General features: G+C 68.2%; 24 protein-coding genes. 17 read left to right on the forward strand and 7 right to left on the reverse strand.

Annotated features, from left to right (window positions below):
* Nucleotides 1-33 precede the first annotated feature (33 nt).
* Together QNN98_RS01275 and QNN98_RS01280 are read left to right on the forward strand one after the other, a co-directional pair.
* Nucleotides 34-666 (forward strand): hypothetical protein, encoded by a 633-nt coding sequence (locus tag QNN98_RS01275; RefSeq protein WP_283996008.1) that lies wholly within the window; start codon nucleotides 34-36, stop codon nucleotides 664-666.
* 55 nt (nucleotides 667-721) lie between these two features.
* The gene (locus QNN98_RS01280; RefSeq protein ID WP_349643201.1) at nucleotides 722-949 is read left to right on the forward strand and encodes an ATP-binding cassette domain-containing protein; all 228 of its coding nucleotides are present in this window, start codon (nucleotides 722-724) and stop codon (nucleotides 947-949) included.
* Between the two features lies 1 nt (nucleotide 950).
* Here QNN98_RS01280 and QNN98_RS01285 read toward each other — a convergent pair whose 3' ends face one another.
* The gene (locus QNN98_RS01285) at nucleotides 951-2,948 is read right to left on the reverse strand and encodes an APC family permease (RefSeq protein ID WP_283996009.1); all 1,998 of its coding nucleotides are present in this window, start codon (nucleotides 2,946-2,948) and stop codon (nucleotides 951-953) included.
* A gap of 135 nt (nucleotides 2,949-3,083) precedes the next feature.
* Between QNN98_RS01285 and QNN98_RS01290 the strand changes: the two genes are divergently transcribed.
* The 8 genes from QNN98_RS01290 to QNN98_RS01325 all read left to right on the forward strand — a co-directional run bounded on the left by QNN98_RS01290 (nucleotide 3,084) and on the right by QNN98_RS01325 (nucleotide 13,616).
* Nucleotides 3,084-4,127, forward strand: coding sequence for a LacI family DNA-binding transcriptional regulator (locus QNN98_RS01290; RefSeq protein WP_283996010.1), 1,044 nt, complete (start codon nucleotides 3,084-3,086; stop codon nucleotides 4,125-4,127).
* Nucleotides 4,128-4,252: 125 nt separating this feature from the next.
* Nucleotides 4,253-5,941 (forward strand): ribulokinase, encoded by a 1,689-nt coding sequence (araB, locus tag QNN98_RS01295; RefSeq protein WP_283996245.1) that lies wholly within the window; start codon nucleotides 4,253-4,255, stop codon nucleotides 5,939-5,941.
* A complete protein-coding gene (locus QNN98_RS01300; RefSeq protein WP_229958497.1) occupies nucleotides 5,938-6,684 on the forward strand; it encodes an L-ribulose-5-phosphate 4-epimerase in 747 nt (248 codons plus the stop codon). Before araB ends, QNN98_RS01300 begins: the two co-directional genes overlap by 4 nt.
* A 1-nt stretch (nucleotide 6,685) precedes the next feature.
* On the forward strand, nucleotides 6,686-8,200 hold the full coding sequence (gene araA, locus QNN98_RS01305; RefSeq protein WP_227925891.1) for an L-arabinose isomerase: 1,515 nt from the start codon (nucleotides 6,686-6,688) through the stop codon (nucleotides 8,198-8,200).
* A 50-nt stretch (nucleotides 8,201-8,250) separates the two neighbouring features.
* Complete coding sequence (gene chvE / locus QNN98_RS01310) at nucleotides 8,251-9,372, forward strand: multiple monosaccharide ABC transporter substrate-binding protein (protein ID WP_283996011.1); 1,122 nt, start codon at nucleotides 8,251-8,253, stop codon at nucleotides 9,370-9,372.
* Between the two features lie 105 nt (nucleotides 9,373-9,477).
* Nucleotides 9,478-10,986: a multiple monosaccharide ABC transporter ATP-binding protein gene (mmsA, locus tag QNN98_RS01315; RefSeq protein WP_502864534.1), complete on the forward strand. Its 1,509-nt coding sequence runs from the start codon at nucleotides 9,478-9,480 to the stop codon at nucleotides 10,984-10,986.
* A gap of 2 nt (nucleotides 10,987-10,988) precedes the next feature.
* Nucleotides 10,989-12,242, forward strand: a complete 1,254-nt coding sequence (gene mmsB, locus QNN98_RS01320; RefSeq protein WP_227925888.1) for a multiple monosaccharide ABC transporter permease — start codon at nucleotides 10,989-10,991, stop codon at nucleotides 12,240-12,242.
* Between the two features lie 516 nt (nucleotides 12,243-12,758).
* A complete protein-coding gene (locus QNN98_RS01325; protein WP_283996013.1) occupies nucleotides 12,759-13,616 on the forward strand; it encodes a LysM peptidoglycan-binding domain-containing protein in 858 nt (285 codons plus the stop codon).
* Nucleotides 13,617-13,733: 117 nt separating this feature from the next.
* On the opposite strand, the gene QNN98_RS01330 is transcribed toward QNN98_RS01325, so the two are convergent.
* Nucleotides 13,734-14,102 carry a MoaD/ThiS family protein gene (locus tag QNN98_RS01330; protein ID WP_283996014.1) on the reverse strand — a complete coding sequence of 123 codons (369 nt, stop codon included), beginning with the start codon at nucleotides 14,100-14,102 and terminating at the stop codon, nucleotides 13,734-13,736.
* Nucleotides 14,080-15,249, reverse strand: a complete 1,170-nt coding sequence (locus tag QNN98_RS01335; protein WP_283996015.1) for a WD40/YVTN/BNR-like repeat-containing protein — start codon at nucleotides 15,247-15,249, stop codon at nucleotides 14,080-14,082. Before QNN98_RS01335 ends, QNN98_RS01330 begins: the two co-directional genes overlap by 23 nt.
* 156 nt (nucleotides 15,250-15,405) lie before the next feature.
* Here QNN98_RS01335 and QNN98_RS01340 point away from each other — a divergent pair, with 156 nt between their 5' ends.
* The 5 genes from QNN98_RS01340 (at nucleotide 15,406) to QNN98_RS01360 (ending at nucleotide 20,097) form a co-directional block, all read left to right on the forward strand.
* Nucleotides 15,406-16,332, forward strand: coding sequence for a DUF4031 domain-containing protein (locus QNN98_RS01340; RefSeq protein WP_283996016.1), 927 nt, complete (start codon nucleotides 15,406-15,408; stop codon nucleotides 16,330-16,332).
* Nucleotides 16,329-17,675, forward strand: coding sequence for an MFS transporter (locus tag QNN98_RS01345; RefSeq protein ID WP_227912246.1), 1,347 nt, complete (start codon nucleotides 16,329-16,331; stop codon nucleotides 17,673-17,675). The genes QNN98_RS01340 and QNN98_RS01345 overlap by 4 nt, the downstream gene beginning before the upstream one ends.
* 22 nt (nucleotides 17,676-17,697) lie before the next feature.
* Nucleotides 17,698-19,038, forward strand: a complete 1,341-nt coding sequence (locus tag QNN98_RS01350) for an MATE family efflux transporter (RefSeq protein WP_283996246.1) — start codon at nucleotides 17,698-17,700, stop codon at nucleotides 19,036-19,038.
* A gap of 58 nt (nucleotides 19,039-19,096) precedes the next feature.
* Nucleotides 19,097-19,663, forward strand: a complete 567-nt coding sequence (locus tag QNN98_RS01355; RefSeq protein WP_227912245.1) for a DUF308 domain-containing protein — start codon at nucleotides 19,097-19,099, stop codon at nucleotides 19,661-19,663.
* 62 nt (nucleotides 19,664-19,725) lie between these two features.
* Entirely contained in the window at nucleotides 19,726-20,097 is a 372-nt protein-coding gene (locus QNN98_RS01360) for a hypothetical protein (protein ID WP_227912243.1), read from the forward strand.
* Nucleotides 20,098-20,124: 27 nt separating this feature from the next.
* Here QNN98_RS01360 and QNN98_RS01365 read toward each other — a convergent pair whose 3' ends face one another.
* From QNN98_RS01365 to QNN98_RS01380, 4 genes are read right to left on the reverse strand one after another with little or no spacing between them, the layout of a single operon-like run.
* A complete protein-coding gene (locus QNN98_RS01365; protein ID WP_227912241.1) occupies nucleotides 20,125-20,316 on the reverse strand; it encodes a DUF2795 domain-containing protein in 192 nt (63 codons plus the stop codon).
* A 14-nt stretch (nucleotides 20,317-20,330) separates the two neighbouring features.
* A complete protein-coding gene (locus QNN98_RS01370) occupies nucleotides 20,331-21,245 on the reverse strand; it encodes a glycosyltransferase (protein ID WP_283996017.1) in 915 nt (304 codons plus the stop codon).
* On the reverse strand, nucleotides 21,242-22,771 hold the full coding sequence (gene rfaE2 / locus QNN98_RS01375; RefSeq protein WP_283996018.1) for a D-glycero-beta-D-manno-heptose 1-phosphate adenylyltransferase: 1,530 nt from the start codon (nucleotides 22,769-22,771) through the stop codon (nucleotides 21,242-21,244). Before rfaE2 ends, QNN98_RS01370 begins: the two co-directional genes overlap by 4 nt.
* Nucleotides 22,768-24,228, reverse strand: coding sequence for an aldehyde dehydrogenase family protein (locus QNN98_RS01380; RefSeq protein WP_283996019.1), 1,461 nt, complete (start codon nucleotides 24,226-24,228; stop codon nucleotides 22,768-22,770). Before QNN98_RS01380 ends, rfaE2 begins: the two co-directional genes overlap by 4 nt.
* Nucleotides 24,229-24,418: 190 nt before the next feature.
* Between QNN98_RS01380 and QNN98_RS01385 the strand changes: the two genes are divergently transcribed.
* Together QNN98_RS01385 and QNN98_RS01390 are read left to right on the forward strand one after the other, a co-directional pair.
* A complete protein-coding gene (locus tag QNN98_RS01385) occupies nucleotides 24,419-25,579 on the forward strand; it encodes a glycosyltransferase family 9 protein (RefSeq protein ID WP_283996020.1) in 1,161 nt (386 codons plus the stop codon).
* A 10-nt stretch (nucleotides 25,580-25,589) separates the two neighbouring features.
* Nucleotides 25,590-26,075, forward strand: coding sequence for a hypothetical protein (locus QNN98_RS01390; RefSeq protein WP_227912234.1), 486 nt, complete (start codon nucleotides 25,590-25,592; stop codon nucleotides 26,073-26,075).
* Nucleotides 26,076-26,108: the final 33 nt, after the last annotated feature.

Consider the following 26,108-nt stretch of genomic DNA (forward strand, 5'->3'; position numbering starts at 1 on the left):
CTTCGTTCCACCCACCACAGCAGGAGATCCGCCGTGCCCAAGTCCAAGCCCCGCAAGAAGGCCGTCAACAAGAAAAAGCAGGCCCGCCGGGCCGAGCATGAGATCAACGCCATGCTGAGCGGGGAGACCGCTTACTTCAGTGACGACGCCGAGGAGCTGCTGACCTCGCGCGGCTGGGTCAGCGAGCGGAACCAGCCCGGCGGCGCGGACCAGGGTGATGCGTGGTACTGGATGCCCTCGCAGCTGCCCGCCTACCTCGAAGAAGGCGAGCCGGTGCCCACGTCCGTCTATCCCTCCTCCGATACAACATTCGTGGGGCAGCTGGCCACACCGGACGGCTCGGTGCCGCCGGAGGCGCAGGCCGAATATGCTTCCCTGGCGGAGCTGGAAGCGGACCTCGACCGCCTGGAGGCCTACCGGGTTCCCGACGGCGCCTGGACGGCCCTGCCCGGCAGCGCCGACGAAACCCCGGCGGACCTCATCGACTCCATTACCGAGGAGTGGGAACTGATCGCCGAACTGATCCACTTCCCCTACAGCACCGATGACGGTCCCCGTTCCTTCACGGCCGTGCAGCAGGCGGTGCAGGACGGCCGGCTTACCGAGTACGCGTACAACTCGGTCCTGGCCGGACGCGGCGTTGCCCGCCCCGGGGAATCCCGCTAGCACCGGGGGCATGTTCCTGTCCTAGACTTCCGCGCCCGCGTCCGCGGCACAGCCCCTGCACGCACTGTCGCCGGGGCAGCGGCACCGGGTGGCCCTGGCCGGGCTGATGGCGGAGCCGCCGGAGCTGCTCCTGCTCGACGAACCCGCCAACCACCTGTCGCTGGCGCTGGCGCTGGCGGAAGAGCTCGAGAAAGCGTTGCTGCGGAATCCCGGAACGGTGGTGCTGGCCAGCCACGACCGCTGGCTCCGGCGCCGCTGGAAGGGCCGGCGCCTGCTGCTGTAGCTCAGCCCCGGCTGTGTGCGCCCGGTCCGCCGGCGGGTTCCCCGTGCGCATCGTGGCTGGAGGCGAGCTGCCACGGCACGCTGGCAACCATGATGGCCGGTTCGAAGTGCAGCCGCGCCTTGATCCGCAGCGCTGTCTGGTTGTGTACCAGCTGCTCCCACCAGCGGCCCACCACATATTCGGGGATGTACACCACGAACAGTTCCCGCGGGGCGTTGCGGCGGGCCTCGCGCAGATACGCCAGGACGGGCGAGATGGTCTCGCGGTAGGGAGAGGACAGGACCGTCAGCGGGACGGGGATCTGCAGGCGCTCCCATTCGGCCAGGGTACGCCGGGTCTCTTCCGGATCAATGTCCACAATGATGGCGTTCAGGCTCGACGGGCGGGAGGCCCGGGCGTAGGCGATGGCCCGCAGCGCGGGCTTGTGGACCTGCGAGATCAGGATCACCGCGTTGACCCGGGAAGGCAGGGCCAGCCCGTGTTCGTCCTCCTTCAGCGCCAGCTCGCGTGCGACTGTGTCATAGTGCACCCGGATGCTGTACATGATCACGTAGAGCACGGCCATGGCAAGCAGGGCAATCCAGGCGCCGTGTGTGAACTTGGTGATAATGACGATGAGCAGCACCAGGGCAGTCATGCCGAAGCCGCCCGCGTTGATCACCCGCGACCGCTGCATCCGGCGTCGTGCGTCTTTGTCCCGTTCGGTGCGCAGCTTGGCCGTCCAGTGCCGGATCATGCCCAGCTGGCTGGCGGTGAAGGATACAAAGACCCCAACGATGTAGAGCTGGATCAACCGCGTGACGTCGGCGTCGAAGGCCACGATCAACACCAGCGCGCCCAGGCCCAGGGAGATAATCCCGTTGCTGAAGGCCAGCCGGTCACCGCGGGTGCGCATCTGGCGCGGCAGGTACCCGTCCTTGGCCAGAATCGAACCCAGGACCGGGAAACCGTTGAACGCGGTGTTGGAGGCGAAGACCAGGATCAGGCCGGTGGAGGCCACCACTACGTAGAACGGCAGGCTGCCGCCGCCGAAAATGGTTTCGGCCAGCTGGCTGATCACCGGATGCTGTACATAGTCCTCACCCACCGGTGCGCCGTTGACGGTCAGCTGGGTGGCAGGGTCCTGGGCCACATGCACCTTGGTCAGGTTGGCCATGGCGAGGATGCCGCCAATCATGGCTGTGGCAATCAAGCCCAGGAGCAGCAGCGTGGTGGCGGCATTGGTGCTTTTGGGCTTGCGGAAGGTTGGTACCCCGTTGCTGATGGCCTCGACGCCGGTCAGCGCGGCAGCCCCGGAGGAGAACGCCCGCAGGAGCAGGAATGCCCCGGCCAGACCCACCAGGCCGCCGTCCAGGCCGGCCTCGGGCACCAGCCCGAAGGAGGCGGACGGAGCTTCCCGCAGGTTGCCGGAAAGGAACTGGATCAGGCCGGTGAGGCACATGCCCACGACCGAAGCCATAAAAATGTAGGTGGGCACGGCGAACACTGCGCCCGCCTCACGGATACCGCGCAGGTTCACCAGGACCAGCACCGCCACGCCGATCACGGCAATGGTGGCCTGGGTGCCGTGCAGCGCCGGGACGGCAGTCACCAGATAGGACGCCGCCGAGGACATGGACACAGCCACCGTCAGCACATAGTCCACCAACAGTGCCGAGGCGACGGTCAGCCCGGCGGGCTTGCCGAGGTTGGTGCTTGCAATCTCGTAGTCACCGCCGCCGGAGGGGTAGGCGTGCACGTTCTGCCGGTAGGAGGCCACCACGGTGAGCAGCACCACGATAACGGCCAAACCCACCCACGGGGATACGGTGACGGCAGCGACCCCGGCCAGCGCCAGGGTCAGCAGGATTTCATCCGGCGCGTAGGCAGCCGAGGACAATGCGTCAGAGGCAAAAACCGGAAGCGCGATCCGCTTGGGAAGCAGGGTGTGCGCAAGGCGTTCATTACCGTAAGGACGCCCGACCAGAATGCGTTTGAGCGCATTGAAGAATGTGAGCACGAGGTCCTACGTTAGACCGGTCTGCTGGCACTGTCCAGAAGCCCGGGCACGGCACTGCTGGCCCCGCAGGCCGGGACACCGGACAGCGACGGCGACGGGTGCCGGGGCGGTGCTGGTGCAGTACCGTTTACGACTATGGTCTCTGTGGATGGTGCTGGCTCCGATCGGCCGCGGCGTGCCGCGAATATCCGGGATGTGGCGGCAGCGGCGGGGGTCTCCCACCAGACGGTCTCCCGCGTGATCAACGGCCACGCGAACCTGCGCGAATCAACCCGCCGCCGGGTGTTGGACGCCATGGAGGAGCTGCAGTTCCGACCCAACCGGGCGGCCCGTGCGCTGGTCACCAAGGAATCCCGGATTATTGGCGCGCTGGTGGCTTCGGGTGCCGAATACGGACCTACGGCCAGCCTGCAGGCCGTGCAGACGGCGGCCAACGAAGCCGGTTACGTAGTGGATGCCGCGCACATCGACACCGCGGACCGGGCCTCCATCGAAGCGGCACTGGACCGCCTGATGAGCCACGCCGTCGAAGGCCTGGTCCTGCTGGCCCCGCAGTCCCGGACCTTGGAGGTCATTGAGCAGCTCTCCATCCGGATTCCCTTTGTCACCGTGCACTCCCTGCACAGCGAGGACCACCGCATGTCCGTGGACCAGCTGGCCGGCGCCCGGTTGGCTACCCGCTGCCTGCTGGAACTGGGGCACCGTGACGTGGTGCATGTGCCCGGACCGCAGGAATGGGTGGAGACCCAGGCGCGCCGCCAGGGCTACCTGGAGGAAATGGCCGCCTGGGACCTGCCCCCCGCTGTTGTGCCGGCGGGGGAGTGGACGGCGGAGTCCGGCTACCGGGTGGGCGTGGCCCTGCGCGCGCAGGAGAGGTTCAGTGCGGCAGTATGCGGGAATGACCACATCGCCCTTGGCCTGGTCCATGCCTATGCCGAAGCCGGGCTGCGCGTCCCTGCGGATTTCAGTGTGGTGGGCTTCGACGACGTTCCTGAGGCTGGACACTTCCTGCCGCCGTTGACCACGGTGCGGCAGGACTTTCCGGAACTGGGACGCCGGTGCATCGCCGTGCTTCTGGCGGAGCTGCGCGGTGAGGCACCGCCCACGGCCGGAGATGTGGCGCCGCGCCTTATCCGCCGGACATCCACCGCACCGCCGCCAGCCGTTATCAAAAAGTAATCTAGGAGTGTGGCGCACGCCACATTCGCAAGAGTAGTCTGGCTCGAAATACCAATGTGACCGTTCACAATCCGCAGCGGATTCTTATTCCGCGGATCCGCGGTCCCGCTGACAATGAGGTCACCGTGAGCCAGACCAGTACAGCCCCCGCACATGTAGTGGGGATCGACTACGGCACCCTGTCCGGACGTGCTGTGGTGGTCCGGGTGCACGACGGCGCCGAGCTGGGTTCGGCGGTCTCCACCTATCGGCACGGGGTCATGGACTCCGTGCTGGCGGCTACCGGCTCGCCGCTTCCCTCCGACTGGGCCCTGCAGGTCCCGTCCGACTACATCGAAGTGCTGCGGGAAGCCGTGCCCGCCGCCATCCGGGCCGCCGGCATCGATCCGGCGTCGGTGATCGGGGTGGGCACGGACTTCACTGCCTGCACCATGGTCCCCGTGACCGCCGACGGCACGCCGCTGAACGAACTTCCCGGCCTCGCCGACCGCCCGCACGCCTACGTGAAACTGTGGCGGCACCACGCGGCACAGGGCCAGGCGGACCGCATCAACAAGCTCGCGGCGGACCGCGGGGAAGCATGGCTGGCGCGGTACGGCGGACTGATTTCCAGCGAATGGGAGTTCGCCAAGGGCCTGCAGCTCCTCGAGGAAGACCCGCAGCTGTACGAGCGGATGGACCACTGGGTGGAGGCGGCGGACTGGATTGTCTGGCAACTGACCGGCACCTACGTGCGCAACGCCTGCTCGGCCGGCTACAAGGGCATTTTGCAGGACGGCGCCTACCCGGACCCGGACTTCCTGGCGGCGCTGAACCCGGACTTCGCAGGTTTTGTGGCGGAGAAACTGGAACATCCCATTGGACGGCTCGGCTCGTCAGCCGGCACCCTCAGTGACCAGGCGGCTGCCTGGACCGGCCTCCCCGCGGGGATCGCCGTCGCTGTGGGCAACGTGGATGCGCACGTGTGCGCGCCGGCCGCCGGGGCCGTGGCCCCCGGCCAGATGGCCGCCATTATGGGCACATCCACCTGCCATGTGATGAGTGCCGAGCACCTGCGCGAGGTTCCCGGAATGTGCGGCGTGGTGGACGGCGGGATTGTGGACGGTTTATACGGCTACGAGGCCGGACAGTCCGGCGTGGGCGATATTTTCGGCTGGTTCACCAAGCACTTCGTGCCCGCTGAACTCTCGGAGGAAGCGGCGGCGCGCGGCCTGAGTGTCCACGAACTGCTGACCGAACAGGCAGCCCGGGAGGAAGTGGGCGCCCACGGGCTCCTGGCCCTGGACTGGCAGTCCGGCAACCGTTCCGTGCTGGTGGACCACGAACTTTCGGGGCTGCTGGTGGGCCTGACCCTCGCCACGCGGCCGCACGAGGTCTACCGATCCCTGCTGGAGGCAACCGCATTCGGCACGCGCACCATCGTGGAGGCCTTCGGCGCCTCGGGGGTGCCCGTCACGGAATTCATCGCCGCCGGCGGACTGCTCAAGAACCGCTTCCTCATGCAGGTCTACGCCGATGTGCTGGGCATGCCGATCTCCGTGATCGGCAGCGACCAGGGCCCGGCGCTCGGCTCAGCCATCCACGCCGCCGTCGCCGCCGGTGCGTATCCCCACGTCCGCGACGCCGCCGCCGCCATGGGCCGGATCAAACGCAACGAATACCTGCCCGATCCGGTCCGCGCCGAGGCGTATTCCGTGCTCTACGCCGAATACACGGCCCTGCACGACTACTTTGGCCGGGGCGGCAACAACGTGATGCGCCGGCTCAAGGCGCTTAAACGTTCGGCACACGAGGTCCGGGAGGTGCCGGCATGAACGAGCTGACACCGGACCTCGAGGAGGCCGCGGACCGGGTCCGGCAGGAGGTCTGGGCCCTGCACGCTGAGCTGGTGCGGTACGGACTGGTGGCCTGGACCGCCGGAAACATCTCCGGCCGGGTGCCCGGCACCGACTTTTTCGTGATCAAGCCCAGCGGCGTGGCCTACGGGGAGCTGACACCGGCGAACCTCATCCTCTGCGACGGCGACGGGCAGCCGGTCCCCGGTGCTTCCGCAGCCGGCCTGGCACCGTCGAGCGACACCGCCGCGCATGCCTACGTGTACCGGCATCTGCCCGCCGTCGGCGGAGTGGTGCACACGCACTCCCCGTACGCCACAGCATGGGCCGCCCGGGGAGAGCCGGTGCCCTGCGTCCTGACCGCCATGGCAGATGAATTCGGCGGCGAAATACCGGTGGGCCCGTTTGCCGTGATCGGGGACGACTCGATCGGACGCGGCATTGTTGCCACCCTGGACGGGCACCGTTCCCGTGCGGTCCTGATGCGCAACCACGGGCCGTTCACCGTGGGCCGCGATGCCCGGGACGCCGTGAAAGCCGCCGTCATGCTGGAGGACGTTGCCCGCACAGTGCACCTCTCCCGGCAGCTGGGCGAACCGGTGCCCATCGACCCAGAGCATATTGACGCACTGTTCCACCGGTACCAGAACGTCTACGGGCAGGGCACGCCGGACGTCCCCTCGCCAACACCTGCAACCCCTTCGACTTCAGGAGCGCACTGACTTGAGCCCGCTTACCACCACCCTGGACCCGTACGAGGTCTGGTTCCTGACCGGCAGCCAGGGCCTCTACGGCGAGGACACCCTGCGCCAGGTCGCTGAACAGTCCCAGGCCATTGTCGACATGCTCGGCGCCGCCGGCCTGCCCGTGCGGGTGGTCTGGAAACCCACCCTGACCGACGCCGGCTCCATCCGCCGGGCAGCGCTGGAGGCCAATACGCAGGACACAGTGATTGGCGTGATCGCCTGGATGCATACCTTCAGCCCGGCCAAGATGTGGATCAGCGGCCTGGACGCCCTGCGCAAACCGCTGCTGCACCTGCACACGCAGATCAACGTGGAGCTGCCCTGGGCCGAGATCGACTTCGACTTCATGAACCTGAACCAGGCCGCGCACGGCGACCGCGAATTCGGCTATATCGCCACCCGGCTCGAGGTTCCCCGCAAAACCGTCGTCGGCCACGTTTCCACCTCCGCCGTCACCGGGCAGATAGCATCCTGGCAGCGCGCCTGCGCCGGCCGGGCCGCCGTGCAGGACCTGCGCATAGCCCGCTTCGGGGACAACATGCGCAACGTGGCGGTCACCGAAGGGGATAAGACGGAGGCCGAGCTGCGTTTCGGGGTCTCCATCAACACCTGGGGAGTCAACGACCTCGTTGAGGCGGTGGACGCCCAGTCCGAGGCCGGCGTCGACAAGCTCGTGGCCGAGTACGAGGAACTATACGATCTGGCACCGGAGCTGCGCCCCGGCGGCGGCCGCCACGAGTCGCTGCGCTACGGCGCACGCCAGGAGCTGGGACTGCTGCAGTTCATGGAAGAGGGCGGCTTCGGCGCGTTCACCACCAACTTCGAGGACCTGGGCGGGCTGCGGCAGCTGCCCGGCCTGGCCGTGCAGCGGCTGATGTTCCACGGCTACGGCTTCGGTGCCGAAGGCGACTGGAAAACCGCCATGCTGGTCCGGGCCGCGAAGGTCATGGGTGCCGGACTGCCGGGCGGGGCGTCGCTGATGGAGGACTACACCTACCACCTGGTCCCGGGCGAAGAAAAAATCCTCGGCGCGCACATGCTCGAAATATGCCCCAGCCTCACCACGCAGCGGCCCTCCCTGGAGATCCACCCGCTGGGCATCGGCGGCCGGGAAGACCCCGTGCGGCTGGTGTTCGACACCGACCCGGGCCCCGGCGTCGTCGTCGCACTGTCCGATATGCGCGACAGGTTCCGGCTCACCGCCAACACCGTGGATGTGGTGCCGCCCGACGCACCGCTGCCGCACCTGCCGGTGGCCCGCGCCGTCTGGCAGCCCCACCCGGACCTCGCCACCTCCGCGGCCGCCTGGCTCACCGCCGGCGCAGCCCACCACACGGTGCTCAGCACGGCGGTCGGTGCTGACGTAGTCACGGACTTCGCCGACATGGCCGGTGTTGAACTGCTGCTTATCGACCGCTCCACCGAACTGCGCGCCTTCCAGCGGGAAGTGCGCTGGAATGCTGCCTACTACCGGCTCGCCCAAAAGCTATGACCCCGATCACCCCGGCACTACGACACCCCGGCACAACGAAAGGCACACCAATGAGCACGAAACCAACACTGAAGCAGGCCCTCGTCGGCGGGGTTTCGCTGGCGCTCGCCCTGAGCCTCGGCGCCTGCAGCGGCAACCGCGGCGGCGGTGACGAGGCCGGCGATTCGAATGGAGGCGCACGGATTGGCGTGGCCATGCCCACCCAGCAGTCCGAACGCTGGATCGCCGACGGCGAGAACGTGAAGTCCCAGCTCGAAGCGCTCGGCTACGAGGTGGACCTGCAGTACGCCAACGACGACATCGCCACCCAGGTCTCCCAGATCGAGAACATGATCAACGCCGGCGCCGAGGCACTGGTGATCGCCTCCATTGACGGCACCACGCTCACCGGCGTGCTGGAAACCGCCGAATCCCAGGACATCCCCGTCATTGCCTACGACCGGCTGATCAACGAATCCGACACGGTGGACTACTACACCACCTTCGACAACTACGAGGTGGGCGTGCAGCAGGGCACCTCGCTGCTCACCGGACTGGGCGTCCTGGACGAAAACGGTACGGACACCGGCCAGACCGGACCGTTCAACGTGGAACTGTTCGCCGGCAGCCCGGATGACAACAACGCCACCTTCTTCTGGGAGGGCGCCATGGACACCCTGCAGCCCTACCTGGACAAGGGCATCCTGAAGGTCCCCAGCGGGCAGACCGACTTCCAGCAGGCGGCGATCCTGCGCTGGCTGCCCGACACCGCCCAGGACCGGATGGAGGACCTCCTGACCGTGGGCAACGGCCAGCAGATCGACGGCGTGCTCTCCCCGTACGACGGGTTGTCCATCGGCATTATTTCGGCCCTGCGCTCCGGCGGTTACACCGAGGAGAACCTCCCGGTCATCACCGGACAGGATGCCGAGGTGGGGTCGGTGCAGTCCATCGTCAATGACGAGCAGTACTCCACCATCTTCAAGGACGTGCGTGAACTGGGGAAGCGTGCGGTGGTGATGGTGGACGACCTCATGAAGGGCGAGGAACCTGAGGTCAACGACGAGGAAACCTACGACAACGGCGTGAAGGTTGTCCCCTCTTACCTGCTGGAATCGCAGATTGTGACGAAGGACAACTACAAGGAAGTCCTGCTCGAGAGCGGATACTACGAGCAGTCCGACCTCGACTAGCGGCAGCAGGCGGGCGGCACCGAGCCGCCCGCCTGCCCGCCCGGGCACCATCCATTCCACCAAGGCAAGGCCAGAGAGGTCCGCGTGAGCGACTACATCCTCCAAATGAACGGGATTACTAAAACGTTCCCCGGCGTCAAGGCGCTGCAGGACGTGTTTCTCGCCGTCACCCGCGGTGAAGTCCATGCGGTGTGCGGGGAAAACGGCGCCGGGAAGTCAACCCTGATGAAGGTCCTGTCCGCGGTTTATCCGCACGGCAGCTACGAGGGGGAGATCCTCCTGGACGGGACTGCGGTATCGTTCCGCGACATCAAGGACAGCGAACGCAGCGGCGTGGTGATCATCCACCAGGAACTGGCCCTGTCACCGTTCCTTTCGGTGGCGGAGAACATTTTCCTGGGCAACGAGCGGTCTGCCCGGGGATGGATCAACTGGAACGAAACCAACGTGCGCGCCGCCGAACTGCTCCGCCGGGTGGGACTGGACATCAACCCGGTTACGCGCGCCGGGGAGATCGGCGTCGGCAAGCAGCAGCTGGTGGAAATAGCCAAGGCACTGTCCAAGGACGTCAAGCTGCTGATCCTGGATGAGCCCACCGCCGCCCTGAACGACGAGGATTCCGAGCACCTGCTCGGGCTCGTCCGCGGCCTGCGCGACGACGGCATCACCTGCATCATCATCAGCCACAAGCTCAATGAAATCCGGGCCATCGCAGACTCCGTGACCATCCTGCGGGACGGGCAGACCATCGAAACGCTGAGCCTGCACGACGGCTCCGTCACGGAGGAGCGGATCATCAGGGGCATGGTTGGCCGGGAACTGACCAACCGCTACCCGGACCGCGTCCCGGACATCGGCGACGAAGTGCTGCGGGTGGAGGACTGGACGGTGTACCACCCCGCCGAGCACACCCGCACCGTGATCGACCGGGCGCATCTGTTTGTGCGGGCGGGAGAGATCGTGGGGATTGCCGGGCTGATGGGGGCGGGGCGGACCGAGCTGGCCATGAGCATCTTCGGGCGCAGCTACGGCACGAACATCAGCGGCAAACTCTACAAAAACGGCCGGGAAATCACCGTCCGCACCGTGCAGGACGCCATCGGCCACGGCATTGCCTACGCCACCGAGGACCGCAAGCGCTACGGGCTGAACCTCATCGAAGACATCAAGCGGAACATCTCCGCATCTGCCCTGACCAAACTGGCCTCCAGGGGCTGGGTCGACGGCGGCAGGGAAACAGTAGTGGCGCAGGGCTACAAACAGAGCATGAACATCAAGGCACCGTCAGTCACGGCGGTTGCCGGGAAACTGTCCGGCGGCAACCAGCAGAAGGTTGTCCTGTCCAAATGGATGTTCGCGGATCCGGACGTGCTGATCCTCGATGAACCCACCCGCGGAATCGATGTGGGAGCGAAATACGAGATTTACACGATCATCAACGAGCTGGCCGCGCAGGGCAAAGCGGTGGTGGTCATCTCTTCGGAACTGCCGGAGCTCCTGGGCATCTGCGACCGCATTTACACCCTGGCCCAGGGCCGGATCACCGCTGAGGTCCCCATTGATGAAGCCACCCCCGAACGACTGATGCAGTACATGACCCAGGAAAAGGACTGACCATGGTTTCCACACTCGCCGGCGAGGGGCCGGCCCTCGGTACCAAGAGCCCCAAGAAGCCTTCCAGGCTTGCCGAAGCGGGACGTTTCCTCACCAGCCGGCTGCGCCAGATCGGTATCTTCCTGGCATTGCTGGTTATCGTGACACTGTTCCAGGTGCTGACCGGCGGTTCACTGCTGCAACCGGACAACGTGGCCAACATCATTGTGCAGAACAGCTACATCCTGATCCTGGCGATCGGCATGGTCATGATCATTGTGGCCGGCCACATTGACCTTTCCGTGGGATCCGTTGCCGCGTTCGTCGGGGCCATGTCCGGCATTATGATCCGGGACTGGGGCATGCCCTGGTGGCTGGCGCTGGTGGCCTCCCTCGTGGTGGGTGCCCTGGTGGGCGCCTGGCAGGGTTACTGGGTGGCGTACATAGGCATCCCGGCCTTTATCGTTACCCTCGCCGGCATGCTGGTCTTCCGCGGGCTGACCCAGATCATCCTGGGCAACCAGCGGATCACCGGTTTCCCCGAGGAGTACCGCCAGCTCGGCGGCGGCTCCCTGTTCCCCGGCCTCTTCCCTGCCGAGACCAACATCCTTGACTGGACCACCGTTGGCCTGGGGGTACTGGCGGCAGCCCTGCTGGTTGTCAGCCAGCTGCGCGGACGTGCGGCACGGATGAAGCTCAACCTCGACGACGAGCCCCGGGCCTGGTTCCTGACGCGGCTGGTCTTCGGTGTGGTCGTAATCCTGGGACTGACCTACCTGCTCGCCAGTTCCCGCGGCGGAACACCCATTGTGCTGGTGGTCCTGGGCATCCTGGTGGTCGCCTACAGCGCCGTGATGAACCGGTCCGTCTTCGGCCGGCACGTCTATGCCCGCGGCGGCAACCTCCAGGCCGCCCACCTGTCCGGCGTGAACACCAAACGGGTGGACTTCCTGCTGTTCGTCAACATGGGGGTGCTGGCCGCCCTGGCCGGGCTGATCTTCACCGGACGCCTGAACTCCGCCGGACCGGGCGCCGGCAACCTCTTCGAACTGGACGCCATCGCAGCAGCCTTCATCGGCGGCGCCGCGGTTACGGGCGGGGTGGGCACCATTGTGGGCGCCATCACCGGCGGCCTCATCATGGGTGTGCTGAACAACGGCATGTCCCTGCTGGGTGTAGGCATTGACTACCAGCAGTTCATTAAGGGGCTGGTCCTGCTGCTGGCCGTGGGCTTCGACGTCTTCAACAAGCGCAAGGCGTCCAACGCCCTGAAATAGTTCCCGGCCAGGCGGCACGGCGGCGGACTCCCTGCGCGGGGTCCGCCGTCGTCGTCGTTAAGCCCTGCCATATCCGGTTCCTGTATACCGGGGCACTCCCGAACGTGCGACGAGACACAATACGACCGCTTCGGGGATGTGTCGAGGGTTATCCGAACTCAATAGTGACGAATTTTACAAAACCCGCTTCGATCCGCTTGTTTACGCGGATCTAAGTCAATAACAATTGCATTTCGATTAGATACCGATTTGGTCTCGACAAAATGATGTTTTAGGTTGTTAACGAGCCCGGAGATCGAGGGCTGGACCGCTGGCCGTTCTGAGGCCGGCGGCGGTCGGCACCCAAAGCTGGTGCGGCCGATGCATGAATCGCACAATGCCGAGTGCCACGCGTCCACTGTACGTCGCCGCTGCGTGGTACCGAAAAGACCTCTATATGTCTGGGGTAGGCGACGGCGTGGAGAAGCCCGGGGACGGGCTGAGCGCAGGTGGAACCCCTTGGGAGCTAATAAACCGATGAAGAACCAGAAGATCCGTCGTGTCGTACGCCGAAGCCTCGCTGCCGCCGTTATCACCGGAGCCGGTGCCGCCGGTATGGCAGGTCTGGCCGCTCCGGCCAACGCCAGCACCATGGACTGGGACGCGCTTGCACAGTGCGAAAGCGGTGGAAACTGGGCTACCAACACCGGTAACGGTTTCTCCGGCGGGCTGCAGTTCACCCCCAGCACTTGGGCCGCTTTCGGCGGTACCGGCGACCCGGCCAACGCCAGCCGCGAGCAGCAGATTGCCGTAGCCGAGCGCGTTCTGGCTGAACAGGGCCCCGGCGCATGGCCTGCTTGCACCGCCAAGCTGGGCCTGACCGGTGCCACCGCCGATCCGCAGGCTGCCACCCCGGCCCCCGCCCAGACCCAGGTCACCGAGCAGGCCCCGGTTGCTGAAGCTCCGGCCCAGACCTACGTCGAGCCGCAGGCTGCCGCTCCGGTTGCCGAAGCTCCGGCTCAGACCTATGTCCAGCCGCAGGCCGCCGCTCCGGTTGAAGCCCCTGTTGAGACCTATGTCCAGCCGCAGGCTCCTGCCGAGACCTACGTCCAGCCGCAGGCCCCGGTCGAGACCTACGTCCAGCCGCAGGCCGAGCAGCTTCCGGCACCGACCACCGCGGAGAACATCCAGGTGGAGGCAGCGGCTCCGATCCAGACCGAGGCTCCGGCCCTGTCCGGTGACACCTACGTCATCCAGTCCGGTGACACGCTGTCCGCCATCGCCGAGAAGCTCGGCATCGAGGGCGGCTGGCAGGCGCTGTACAACGCCAACGCCGACACCATCATCCACCCCGACCTCATCTTCACCGGTCACACCCTGCAGCTGCCGGCCTAATAGGCCGCCACACAGCTGGCACCGGTTCCTTCCAGCTCAGCTGGAGGGACTAACCGGAGAAACAACGGGTGCTTCCGCCTTGCGCGGAAGCACCCGTTTCTGCCGTTTAACGCGAACCTAGCCCCCGGCGATTGACTGCAGTACCAGCAGTTGGGCACCGGAAGCCAGCACCGTGGACTGCCCGGCCAAGTCCCGGATGTCCTCGCCGTCCAGGTAGAGGTTCACGTAGCGGCGCACGGCGCCTGTCTCGTCGCAGATCCGGCTGTACACCCCTGGCTGCTGCTCACGCAGCCGGTCCAAGGCCACCGCAACCGTGATGCTGCCTGCCGCGTCGGCCTCCGGATGGGCGCCGATATCAGCCCCCGAAACGGGCCGCTGCGGCAGCACCAGCAGGCGCTGTCCGCCGGCGGCTTCGGCCAACGCTGCGGGCAGCAGAAGTCCGACGGCGCCGGCGGAGCGGGTGTCAGGTCCGGACGGCGCGGACACAGAGCACATCCGGAAGGTTGGCGGCCACCAGATTAAAGGTTTCGCCTTCGTCGGCACTGGCATAAACCTCGCCGCCCCTGGTGCCGAAGTAGATGCCGGCGGGGTCGGCGGTGTCCACATCCGCGGCGTCGCGCAGTACCGCGTTGAAGTCGTAGGCGGGCAGGCCGGCGTCGAACCGCTCCCAGTCTTCACCCGCGTTGGTGCTGCGGTAAACCGCAGGCCGTCCCTGCGGAGGGTTGCGCTCGCCGGCGGAGCCCAGGGGTATGGTCCAGACGGTGTCCGGACGGGAGGGGTGTGCCAGCATCACAAACCCGAAGTCCGCGGGCAGGCCGTCGGCAATGGAAATCCACTGATCTCCGGCGTCGTCGCTGCGGTACACCCCGCCGTGGTTCTGGGCGTAGAGCCGCTGCGGGTTTCCGGCGTCGCGTGCAACCTTGTGCACGCACTGGCCGAACTCGGGATACTCCTGCGGCATAAAGTTCGCGATGATGCCGCTGTTGAACGCGTCCCAGCTGTCCCCGCGGTCATCTGAGCGGTACACGCCGCCGCTGCTGATGGCTACGTGCACGCTGTCATCGACGGGGCTGGGCAGGACGGTGTGCGCCGCGGGACCGCCGTAACCGGCGCCCCACTGCGGGCGGTGCGGATGGTCCCACAAGCCCCGGACCAGCTCGAAGTGGCGGCCGCCGTCCTCGGACCGGAACACCGAAATGGGCTCGCAGCCGGCCCAGACCACGCCCGGGCGGCCCGCGGTATCCGGACGCAGCTGCCAGATCCGTTCCAGCGTGGCCCCGGTGTCTTCCGGAAAAGCGATTGCCTGTTCCTGCGGTTCCTGCCAGGTGTGCCCGAGGTCCTCCGAGACGGCAACGTTGGGTCCCCACCATTCGGAGCGGACCCCGGCCAGCAGCCGCGGCGTGCCGCTGCGGGCATCGAATGCCAGCGAGGGCACTTCAGTCATGGCGAATTCCGGTCCGCGCAGTTCCCAGGTAACGCGGTCGCTGCTGGTCGCCAGCCACAGCCCCTTGCGGGTGCCGATGGCCAGGACGGTGGAGGACGGCCCGGGGGAAGACCCCGAAGCCCCCGAAGGCCCGGGTGAAGACTCGGCGGAGCCGGCATTGAACGGCAGATTGGAGGGCACGTCATCCATGCGGTTATTCCAGCATTGGGGGTCCGTTGGGACAAGGGTTTTCCGTAAAGACCGTACGCGGCCGGCAAACCCGGGCGGCAGCACCGCATGGCAATTGCGGGCGCCGGTGCGATAGACATACAGGATGCTCTTCACCCGTCCGGAGGCCCGGCACCCATGATCTACATCGATCCGCCGATGTGGCCGGCGCACAACACCCTGTTCTCCCATCTGGTCTCCGACACCAGTGTGGAGGAGCTGCACGCGTTCGCCCAAGGCGCCGGTATCTCGCCCAGGGCGTTCGACGGCGACCACTACGACGTGCCGCAGCACCTGCACCGCAAACTGGTCCGCCGCGGCGCCGTCGCCGTAACCGGCGGGGAACTGGTCCGCATCCTCATTGGCAGCGGCCTGCGGATCCCTGCCCGGGAGCGCCCGTCGGCCCTGGCCGGGCCGCTGCTGGAACGCTGGAACCGGCTTCTTCCCGGGCGGCCGGAACTCGGCGGGCAGCTGCTGGACCGCTGGAATGAACCGCACCGCCGGTACCACGACCGCCGGCACCTGCTCCAGGTCCTGGAAGCCCTGGATCTGCTCACCGGCAGCAGCGTTCCGCGCCCCGTGGCGCTGGCTGCCTGGTTCCATGACGCGGTGTATGCCTGCCGGCCGGGCGAGGACGAGGAAGCCTCCGCCTGCCTGGCGGAGGACCTGCTGGCCGCCGCCGGAGAAGATCCCGCTGCCGTGGCCGAATGCGCCCGCCTGGTCCGGCTCACTGCCGCCCACGCTCCGGACCCGGGGGACCACCTCGGAGCGCTGCTCGTTGACGCAGACCTGTCGGTGCTGGCCCGTGATCCCGCGCGGTATCGCTCCTACCGGCAGGCGGTTCGTGCGGAGTACGCGCACCTTTCCGCCGAGGATTTCCGGGCCGGACGACGGCGGGTGGTGGCACACTTGGCCGCTGCGGAACCGCTGTTTTGCACGGAGGCCGGGCGCCGGCACTGGGAAGCCCGGGCCCGGCACAACCTGGGCGGCGAACTGTCGGAACTGGGATCAGAATTGTCCGGGCATCCCGGTCCGGCTGGGCCCGGCAGCGGAGACCGGCCGTGACCGGCACCGGAAAAGGTGCCGGTACCACCGGCTCTCCGAATGGAACCTTTACCGGACACCGGCGCGGCAGCCCGGGCTACCGCGGTGTCCTGGTGGGACTGGCCGCCGCCGGCGTGGCGACGTTCGCCCAGCTGTATTCGCTGCAGGGCGTCCTGCCCGAACTGGCCGCCGGAATGGACATCTCTGCGTCGTCCGCCGCTCTGACCGTTTCCGCGGCAACCCTCGGCCTGGCTGCCGCGGTTATTCCGTGGTCCGCCGCGGCGGACCGCTTCGGCCGGCTGCCGGTCATGCGGGCGGCCATCCTGGCCGCGGTGGTGCTCGGACTGGCCGTGCCATTGAGCCCCGGACTGCCCGCCCTGCTGGGGCTGCGGTTCCTTGAAGGGGTGGCGCTGGGCGGAATCCCGGCAGTGGCGCTGGCCTACCTGAGCGAGGAAGTGAGCCAGCTGCACGCCGCGGTAGCCGCCGGCACGTATGTATCGGGCACCACCATAGGCGGCTTGGCCGGACGCATCGTGGCCGCCCCGCTGGCAGAACTGGTGAACTGGCGGGTGGGAGTGGCGGCAGTGAGCATGCTGGCCGCCGGTGCAGCGGCGGTGTTTTTGTTCACCGCTCCGCGGCAACAGGGCTTTGTGCCGGTGCGCCGCGCGGCGCCGGGCCACGGGCTGGCCGCCCGGCTCGCGGCGAACCTGCGCAGCCCGCGGCTGCTGGCCCTTTACCTGCAGGGTTTCCTGCTGATGGGCGGATTCGTGGCGGTGTACAACTATCTGGGGTTCCGCCTTGGCGCTCCGCCCTTCGGACTGCCGCAGGGCGTGGCCAGTGCACTGTTCCTTGCCTACCTTGCGGGCACCTGGTCCTCGCGCGCCGCCGGTACGCTGGCGGCCCGGCTGGCCGGGCACGGCGGCCGGAAACCGGTCCTGCTGCTCTCCATCGGTGCCATGGCGGCCGGTCTGGCCATGACGCTTGCAGAGAACATAGCGGCGATCGTGGCCGGACTGCTGGTCTTCACCGGCGGGTTCTTTGCCGCGCATTCCATCGCTTCGGGATGGACGCCGATGCTGGCCCGTGAGGGCAGGGCGCAGGCATCGTCGCTGTATAACCTGTTCTACTACACGGGCTCCAGCGTCCTGGGCTGGGCCGGCGGGTACTGCTTCCAGCAGGGCGGGTGGCCGGCGCTGGCGTTGTTTGTCGGCGCGCTGCTGCTGGCCGCCGCAGTGGTTGCGGTCCTGGTTCTGCGCCGGGACGACGCCGTGCAGCCCGCCGCTGGGCAGGATTTCGCCGGGAAGTACGGCGCCGGACGGCCCGGGCACGGGCAGGCGGCGCCGGAGCGCGGGAGCAAACCGTAGGCTGGATGGCGTGAAGACCGATATGTCCTCCCGGCAACTCAGCCGGCGGATCCTTGCCCTGGCCGTGCCGGCGCTGGGCGCGCTGATCGCCGAACCGCTGTTCCTCCTGGCAGATTCCGCCATCGTCGGGCATCTGGGCGTTTCGCAGCTGGCCGGCGTCGGCCTGGCCTCCACGGTGCTGCAGACCGCCGTCGGCCTGATGGTGTTCCTGGCCTATTCCACCACCGGCACGGTGGCCCGCTTCCTGGGCGGGAACCGGCAGGACAAGGCGCTCGCCGCCGGGCGTGACGGCATTGTCCTGGCGGTGCTGCTGGGCGTACTGCTTTCCACTGCGGGCTACCTGCTGGCTCCGCAGCTGTGCACGGCCATGGGGGCCGACGGCGAGGTGCACCGGTATGCGGTGGATTATCTGCGTTATTCCATGCCCGGGCTGACGGCCATGCTGGTGGTCTTGGCGGCCACCGGTGTGCTGCGCGGGCTGCAGGACACCCGGACCCCGCTGGTGGTGGCGACCGTGGGGTTCGCCGTCAACATCGGGCTGAACTATCTGCTGGTGTACGGCTTCTCGCTCTCCGTGGCCGGTTCGGCCCTGGGCACCAGCCTGGCGCAGTGGGGGATGGCGGGGTTCTATCTGGTGGCCGTGGCCCGGATGGCACGGGCCCGGGGCGTGCCGCTGCGCCCGGCCTTGTCCGGGATCCGCGCCACCGCCCATGTGGGGTCGTGGCTGATGCTGCGCACCCTGAGCCTGCGGGCGGCGGTGCTGGCCACTGTCCTGGTGGCCACGGCCCAGGGACCGCAATCCCTGGCTGCGCACCAGCTGGTGATGACTGTCTTCACCTTCCTCGCCTTCGCCCTGGATGCCTTGGCGATTGCCGCGCAGGCCATGATTGGCAAGGAACTAGGGGCCGGGGACACGGTGCTGGCCCGCGCCCTTACCCGGCGCATGATCCTCTGGGGTGGAGGTTTCGGGGTGGTCACCGGCGTGCTGTTGGCCCTGGTGGCACCGGTGGCCGGCGTCCTGTTCACCGGTGACCCCGGAGTGCAGCAGGCCATGACCGCCGGACTGTGGGTGCTGGCGGTATCCCAGCCGATCTGCGGACTGGTCTTTGTGCTGGACGGGGTGCTGATCGGTGCCGGGGATGCCAAGTACCTCGCGGTGACCGGGATGCTGAACCTGGCGGCGTATCTGCCGCTGCTGCTGTGGGTGTCCGCCGGCGGCAGCACGGGCGCCGTCGGCATTGCCTGGCTGTGGGCGGCTTTCGCACTGGGTTACATGAGCGCCCGCGCCATCACCCTGAGCTGGCGGGTGCGCCGGGACGCCTGGATGCTGACCGGTTCCGTTGCGGTAAGCGGGAGCGACTAAGCTGGACGGTGGCCAACCGGCCACCGTAACGGCAAAAGTGAAAGCGGAGGCTCTGCACATGGCTGCGTCCCATCCCGTAGCACCTTGGGGACCCATGCTGGTCCGGGCGGCGGTGGCGGCCGTCTACGGTGTGCTCACCATTTTCTGGCAGGACCCCACTGAACCCGTCTTGGCCTATGCCGGCGGCGCCTATCTGCTGCTGAGCGGCGCGGCACTGCTGCCTATGCTCTCCGCGTCCCGCGGCCACGGCACCATGCGCCCGTTCCTGCTGGTTGAAGCCGCGGCCTACGTCCTCGCCGGCGCCGCGACCTTGATTTTCGCCTCAGCGGAAGCCTTCCGACCTGCCGCCGCTGCCGCGCTGATCCTGGGCGGCGTCATCGAAATAGTCCTGTGGGTCCGGCACCGCCGGACGTTCCTTCCGGCCCGGGACTGGCTGATCACGGGTGCTGCAGCCCTCGTATCCGGGCTCCTGGTGCCGCTGGTCTACGACCTGGGTGTGCGCGCCATGCTCGGCGTCACCGGCGGGGCAGCCGTGGTCATCGCCGTCATCGTTGCCATCTCCGCCCTGGGGGCCCGGCATGATTCCCGGGTCGCCGCGCAGGAGCAGGCGAAGGCCGTAAACTAGGAGACGCGCGTTGTGCATTCTGCACTGAACCGCGCCAAACCAACGCAGCAGGAGGATTCATAGTGGCGAACAGCTCAACCGGAGGCCCGCAGAAGCGGAACTCCGTTAAGGCACCGCTGATCTTCTCGGCCGTGCTGGCACTGATTGCCGGTGTTGCCACCATGATCTTCGCCACCGGCGGAGCCGAACAGGAACTGCGCCTGGACCTGGGGCTCATCGCCGTTGGCATCACGTTTATCGCGTCCCTGCTGGTTTCCTCGCTGCTGCTGATGACGGAAAAGCCCAACCCTGAGCACCTGAGCCAGGGATCGGGCATCCACCGCAGCTCGGCCAATATCCCCGGCGGCGCCGGCAGCGTGGGCCGGCCCTCCCCGTCCCCGGCAGCGGACAGCGAGGACCCCGAAGCACCGCGTCCCACGGATCCGACCGCCTGAATGTTCCGCCGGCGTAACCGCCGGTTCCTAGCCGAAAATTTCCTTGCTGATGTCCGTCGGGGCGTCGTATTGGCGCTCAGGCAGGTTATTCAGGGCTTCCAAGACGGATCCGCCCGCCCCTGATCCTTCCGCCTTGGAAACAATGTCCTTTTTCGACGCCGGGTAGTCCATGCCGCCGAGGACCTTCTGGACGTCGATCGGGCTGGGTTTGTCAGCCATTGGTTCTCCTTCGTTTACTGGTTGTGTGGTGGGTGGACATCCTGCCCGCCGCCGCCGGCGGCCGTCCCGCTGCCGCCGAGCAGGATCTCGGCCGCATCAGCGGAGCGGTCGGTAACCGTGGTTGGTGATTCCAGGTGCACGGCTCCGGACGGAACGAGCCCGGCGCCCCCGTACCGTTCCATCACGCGCCACTGCGCCGCTACGTCCTCCCCGGCATGCCCGGGAGGCAGTTGGTCCCAGAAACCGAAGCCGCCGCAGTCCAGCAGCGCCGTCCGGTTGTACAGGACGCAGGCCCCCACCCAGGCGACTTTGTACAGCTGCCATTCTCCGGCCGGCAGGCCGAGCCGGGAAGCCACATGCGCCAGATTGGCGGCGTTGTGCAGGGTCCAGCGTTCGAAGCCCGGTTCCCCCCGCCGGATCCTTTCCGGCTCCACCTTCCCCGTGTCCCACAGTTCAAAGGGGGCTTCTTCATCCGGCCGGCTGTCCGGCAGATAGGACAGCCCCTGCACGGCGGCGCCGACAAACCCTGCACCGGACGAGGCCAGGGCGCCGGCCAGCCGGGCCAGCATGCCCGGTTCCAGCCACACGTCGTCGTCGAGGAAAAGCACGGCGGGCGCCGCTGCGTTTTCCAGCAGGAAATGGCGCTGCTCTGCCAGCCCCCGGGCCGGCAGGTGGCGCAGCAGCCGGACCCGGTGTCCCTGGGCTTCCAGCACCCGGACCATGGCCTCGGCGGCCGGGTGGTTCCAGGAGGGTACGTGCGTGCTCTGGTCACTGATGGTGACGTTGAAGTCCGGACCGTCCTGGGCGGCCAAACCGGCCAGGGTGACTGCCAGTTCCGCAGGCCGGTTCCGGGTGGGAATCAGCACGTCAACTGCTGCCGGCCGGGGCGTGGCCGGCAGCCCCCAGTCCGCGGACCCGCGCCGCGTCACACCGTGCTCCCGCTCCCGGCCCCGGCACCGCTGCCGCCCGCCCGGATCCGGGAGACCAGGGCGGTAGTGGAATGGTCGGCCACATAGTCCAGGATCACCACGCGTCCTCCGCACTGTTCCACCACGGGGGTTTCCGCCAGCATCTGCGCCGAGTAGTCGCCGCCCTTGGCATAGGTGTCCGGCCGCAGCTCCCGGATCAGCGGGATGGGCGTGTCCGTGTCGAAAACGGTGACGTAGTCCACGCAGCTGAGTGCGGCAATGATCCCCGCGCGGTCGTGGGCCGTGTTGATGGGCCGGCCCGGGCCTTTGAGCCGCCGGGCGGAGGCATCGCTGTTCAGGGCCACCACCAGGATGTCCCCCAGCTGCTTGGCCTGGTTCAGGTAGCGCGTGTGTCCGCGGTGCAGGACGTCAAAGCATCCGTTGGTGAGCACAATCCGCCGGCCCGCGGCCCGTTCCGCCGAGATCCGCGCGAGGAGCCCGGCAGGGCTCAACGCCGAGTCCGCGAAGCTGTCCAGATGCTGTTCCAGGTCCGCGGTGCTGCATACCGAGGTGCCGGGCCGGTGGACCACAATGTCGGCAGCGTTCTGTGCGAGGTCCGCTGCCGTGGACAGCGGCAGGCCTGCCGCCCGGGCCAGGGTCATGCAGGCAACAAACGTGTCCCCCGCCCCCGACGCCTGCTTTTCCGCGGCCGGCCTGGCCCAGGTGCGGTGGAACGCGCCGTCGGCGCCCACCAGTGCCGTGCCGTCCCGGTCCAGGGTGACGACGGCGGTGCCGGCGCCGGCGGCGGCCAGCAGCTCCGGAGCGGCGGCCCGCACGGCAGCGGCCCGGTCCGGGACGGAGTCCAGGCCGGCAGGCCTGCCCAGCAGCATGGCCGCTTCAGCGGCGTTGGGTGTGACCAGGTCCGGAGCCAGCCTTGCCCACAAGGCGGCGTCGTGGGCGTCTACTACGGTGAGGCGCCCGCCGCGCAGGGCGACGAGGGCATCACGGACGCTGCCGTGCAACAGGCCGCTCCCGTAGTCGCAGACCACCAGCGCATCGGCTCCGTCCAGCAGCGCAGCCACCGACGCTGCCAGCAGGTCCTCGGCTCCGGGCGGGACGCCGCCTCCCTCGTCGAGGCGGAACAGCACCTGCCCGCCGGCCACAATGCGGTTTTTGGCGGCTGTATGTGCGTCCTCGTGGTGGATTAGCGCCTGCAGGTCAACGCCCGCGCCGGCCAGGATGCCGCGCAACTCCCGGCCGGCGGCGTCCGTGCCGGTGACCCCGCCCAGCCGCACCCTGGCTCCCAGCGCCTGGAGATTCATGGCAGTGTTGGCGGCTCCGCCAGCTGCGGCGCGTTTCTGCTGCAGGTCCACCACCGGGGCCGGTGCCTCCCGGCAGAACCGCTCGGTGACGCCGGACCACCAGCCGTCGAGCATTACGTCGCCGATGACGGCCACACGCAGGGAGGCAGCAGCGAGCCTTCCGGGCAAGTCCGGGGAGAGGCTGCGCACCTCATCCAGCCGCGGGCTGCCGGGCGCGTGGCTCACCGCTGCGCTCCCGCTGGTCCGGGACCGACCGGCGGGCTCTCCAAATGGACCACCTTGGTCAGGGAAAACTCGTCCAGGAGTTCGGGGCCGTACCCGAACCCGCGGCCGCTGCGGCGGCGCGGCTGGGCGGACCCGCCCGGTGCGCCGCCGAACACTGCATTGATCTTCACCGTGCCGACGTCCAGTGCGGCGACCGCCTGCTGCGCGTGGGCCAGACTGCCGGTGAGGACGGTGGCGGCCAGTCCATAGGCTCCCGCAGCGGCCAGGGCCAGGCCCTCCTCGAAGCTGTCCACCACCTGCACGGGAGCTACGGGACCGAAGGTCTCTTCGCGGAAAACCGCCATTTCCGCCGAACAGTCCAGCAGGACCGTGGCCGGGTAGTGGGCGCCCGGGCCGTCCGGGATCCGTCCTCCCACCGCTGCCGCGGCGCCCTGCGCCACTGCTTCGGACACCTGGTGGTGCACTGCGTCGCGCAGCCGGATGTCCACCAGCGGTGCAACGGACTGCTCCCGGTTCCTGCGCTGCGCTTCGGCGGCGAGTTCGGTGCAGAACTCTTCGGCAATGTGCCGGTGGACGTAGATGCGCTCCACGGCCGTGCAGATCTGCCCGCTGTTACTGAAGGCCCCGACGGCGGCCTGCTCCGCGGCCCAGCGCGGGTCGACGCCGGCGTCCACCAGCAGGGGATCGTTGCCGCCGTTCTCCAAGATGGCGTGGGCGCCGGTCAAGGCGGCCGCCCGGGCGATGCGCGCGCCGCTGGCACTGGAACCCACGTGGGCCAGGACGTCCACTCCGGCATCCATGGCGAGCTGGGCGCCCACCTCCGCACCGCCGGTGAGGGCGGCGACCACATTCGGGGGAAAATGCGGTGCGAGGATCTCCATGAGCAGGTTCCCGGTGTGCGGGCAGCGCTCGCTGGGCTTGGCAATCACCGTGTTGCCCACCGCCAGCGCAGCGCCGGCCAGCCCCGCGGCCACCGCCACCGGATCGTTCCACGGGGTGAGCAGCACGGCGACCCCGCGGGGTCCGCTCACCGTGTAGTCGGCCGCCAGCAGTGCGCCGCGGAGGCTGTGGCCGCGGTGTACGGGTCCGAGTTCGGCGTATTGCTGCAGCGTGGCCACGCCGGCACGTACCCCCGCCAGGGCCTCTGGCCCGGGTTTTCCGGTTTCCCTGCTGTTCCAGGCCGCCAGTTCCCTGGCGCGGGACTGGAGGTCCTCCGCAGCGTTGCGCAGCAGCCGGCCGCGTTCGGCGGGATCTGTTGCCGCCCAGGCGGGCAGTGCCTTGCGGGCGGCCGCCACAGCGGACTTCACCTGGGTGCGGCTGGCCGCCGAAAGGCTGCCCACCGGTGTGCCGTCCCGCGGGTCCACGATGGTGATGCTGTCCTCCGTGCCTGCGGACGGCACTGGATAGGGTGCCGGGGAGGAAACCGGGGTACTTTCCGGGGTAACTGTGGTGGACATGCTGCTCCTTAGGCCGCGTCGTACAGGACCCGTACCCGCTTTCGGGCCGGTTCAGACGCAGGATCTGCGCGGACGCCGGGAGTTACCGATTCGCTGCCGGCGCGCAGTTACTGGTGGAGATGTGCCGCGGAAGTCCTATGGTGGGTGCCCTCAGCAGAACGGGGGGAGGTCCTCCGGGAACAGGAGCGGCATGACGCATGAAATCCGTGCCCGTCGCCGGCCGGGGCGGGCCCCCGCACCCGGTGTAGGCCCCGTGGCTCCGCGTTTTCCCGGCGTACGGAAGATCGCCGTGCTGCGGGGCGGCGGCCTGGGCGACCTGATGTTTGCCCTGCCGGCCGTTGAAGCGCTTGCTGCGGCGTATCCGCAGGCCTCCATCACGCTGCTGGGTACAGCGCTGCACGCCGCACTGCTGGCGGACCGGCCGGGACCGGTGGACCGGGTGGAAATCCTGCCCGCTGCTCCGGGGATTTCCGCCGGCCCCGAGGACCGGCGGGGAACCGGGGCTTTCCTGTCCCGGATGAGGCAGGAGGACTTTGAGCTGGCCGTGCAGGTCCACGGCGGCGGACGGAACTCGAATCCGTTCCTGCTGGGCCTGGGTGCCCGGCACACCGTGGGCACCCGCACTCCCGACGCCGCCGCCCTGGAACGGAACATCCCGTACATCTACTACCAGCACGAGATTTTCCGGGCGCTGGAAGTCGTGGGCCTGGCCGGAGCCGTACCGGTGAGCATGGAGCCGCAGCTGCCCGTCCTGCCGCACGAGGCGGCGCGGGCCCGCACCATGCTCCTCCCGGGCCGGAAACTGGTGACCCTGCACGCCGGGGCCACGGACCCGCGGCGGCGCTGGCCGGCGTCGTGCTTCGCGGAGGTTGCGGTACGCGCCGTGGAGCGCGGCTGCCAGGTCCTGGTGGTGGGCGACGGCGCTGACCGGGATCTGGCCGGGCTGGTGGTGGAGCTGGCGCTCGCCGACGCCGGCCCGGAGGCGCCTGTGCGCTCGGTGGCCGGAGACCTGGATATTGGCACGTTGGCAGGGCTGCTGCAGGCGAGTTCGGTGCTGGTGGGCAACGACAGCGGGCCGCGGCACTTGGCGCAGGCGGTCGGCACGCCCACAGTGGGGATCTACTGGTTCGGCAACGTCATTAATGCCGGGGCCATCGGCCGCAGCCGGCACCGGGTGCACATGTCCTGGGTTTCGGCGTGCCCGGTCTGCAAAGCGGACGTCACGCAGGTCGGCTGGACGGCGGAGCGGTGCGAGCACAATGATTCCTTTGTGGCCGAAGTGCGCCCTACCGACGTGTGGGACGACGTTGCCGCCCTGCTGGTGGCCGATCCGGACGGATGCTTCCAGTAGGCTCCGGTGCATGGCGAACCAGCAAAACTATGACGAGGTAGACCGCCGGCTGTTTGGCCGCCCCCAGCCCGGGGATGATCGGATCGGCGACACCGGTGCCGGCCGGGACAGCGCCGGCACCGAGCACGCGGGCCGGGACTGGGTGGAGGTGGTGGATGACGGCAGCGGGGAAGCCCCCGCCGCCGGCACCGGACTGGAAGCGCCCCCGCACGGCAACCCGAATGGCACGGACCTGTCACGGAGCAGGCTCAACCCCTACCTCGGCGCCGCCTGGGCGATTGTGGTGCTGATGCTGGGCGTCGGACTGATCTGGCTCTTTGGCGGCCTGCAGTTGGACACCGTATACGGCAACGGCACTACGACCATGACCCGGAAGGGCCTGATCCTGCTCAACTTCCAGATGACGGGTGTCTACCTGCTGCCGTCCGGCTTGGCCGGTGCCCTTGCCCTGCTGGCGGTGCAGGCCCGCGGCTACCGCAATACGCACCGGGACTGAGCCGGGGCCGAGTGGGGCCCCTGCCGCAGGGGA

This window comes from Arthrobacter sp. zg-Y1143, assembly GCF_030125565.1.
Taxonomy (GTDB): domain Bacteria; phylum Actinomycetota; class Actinomycetes; order Actinomycetales; family Micrococcaceae; genus Arthrobacter_B.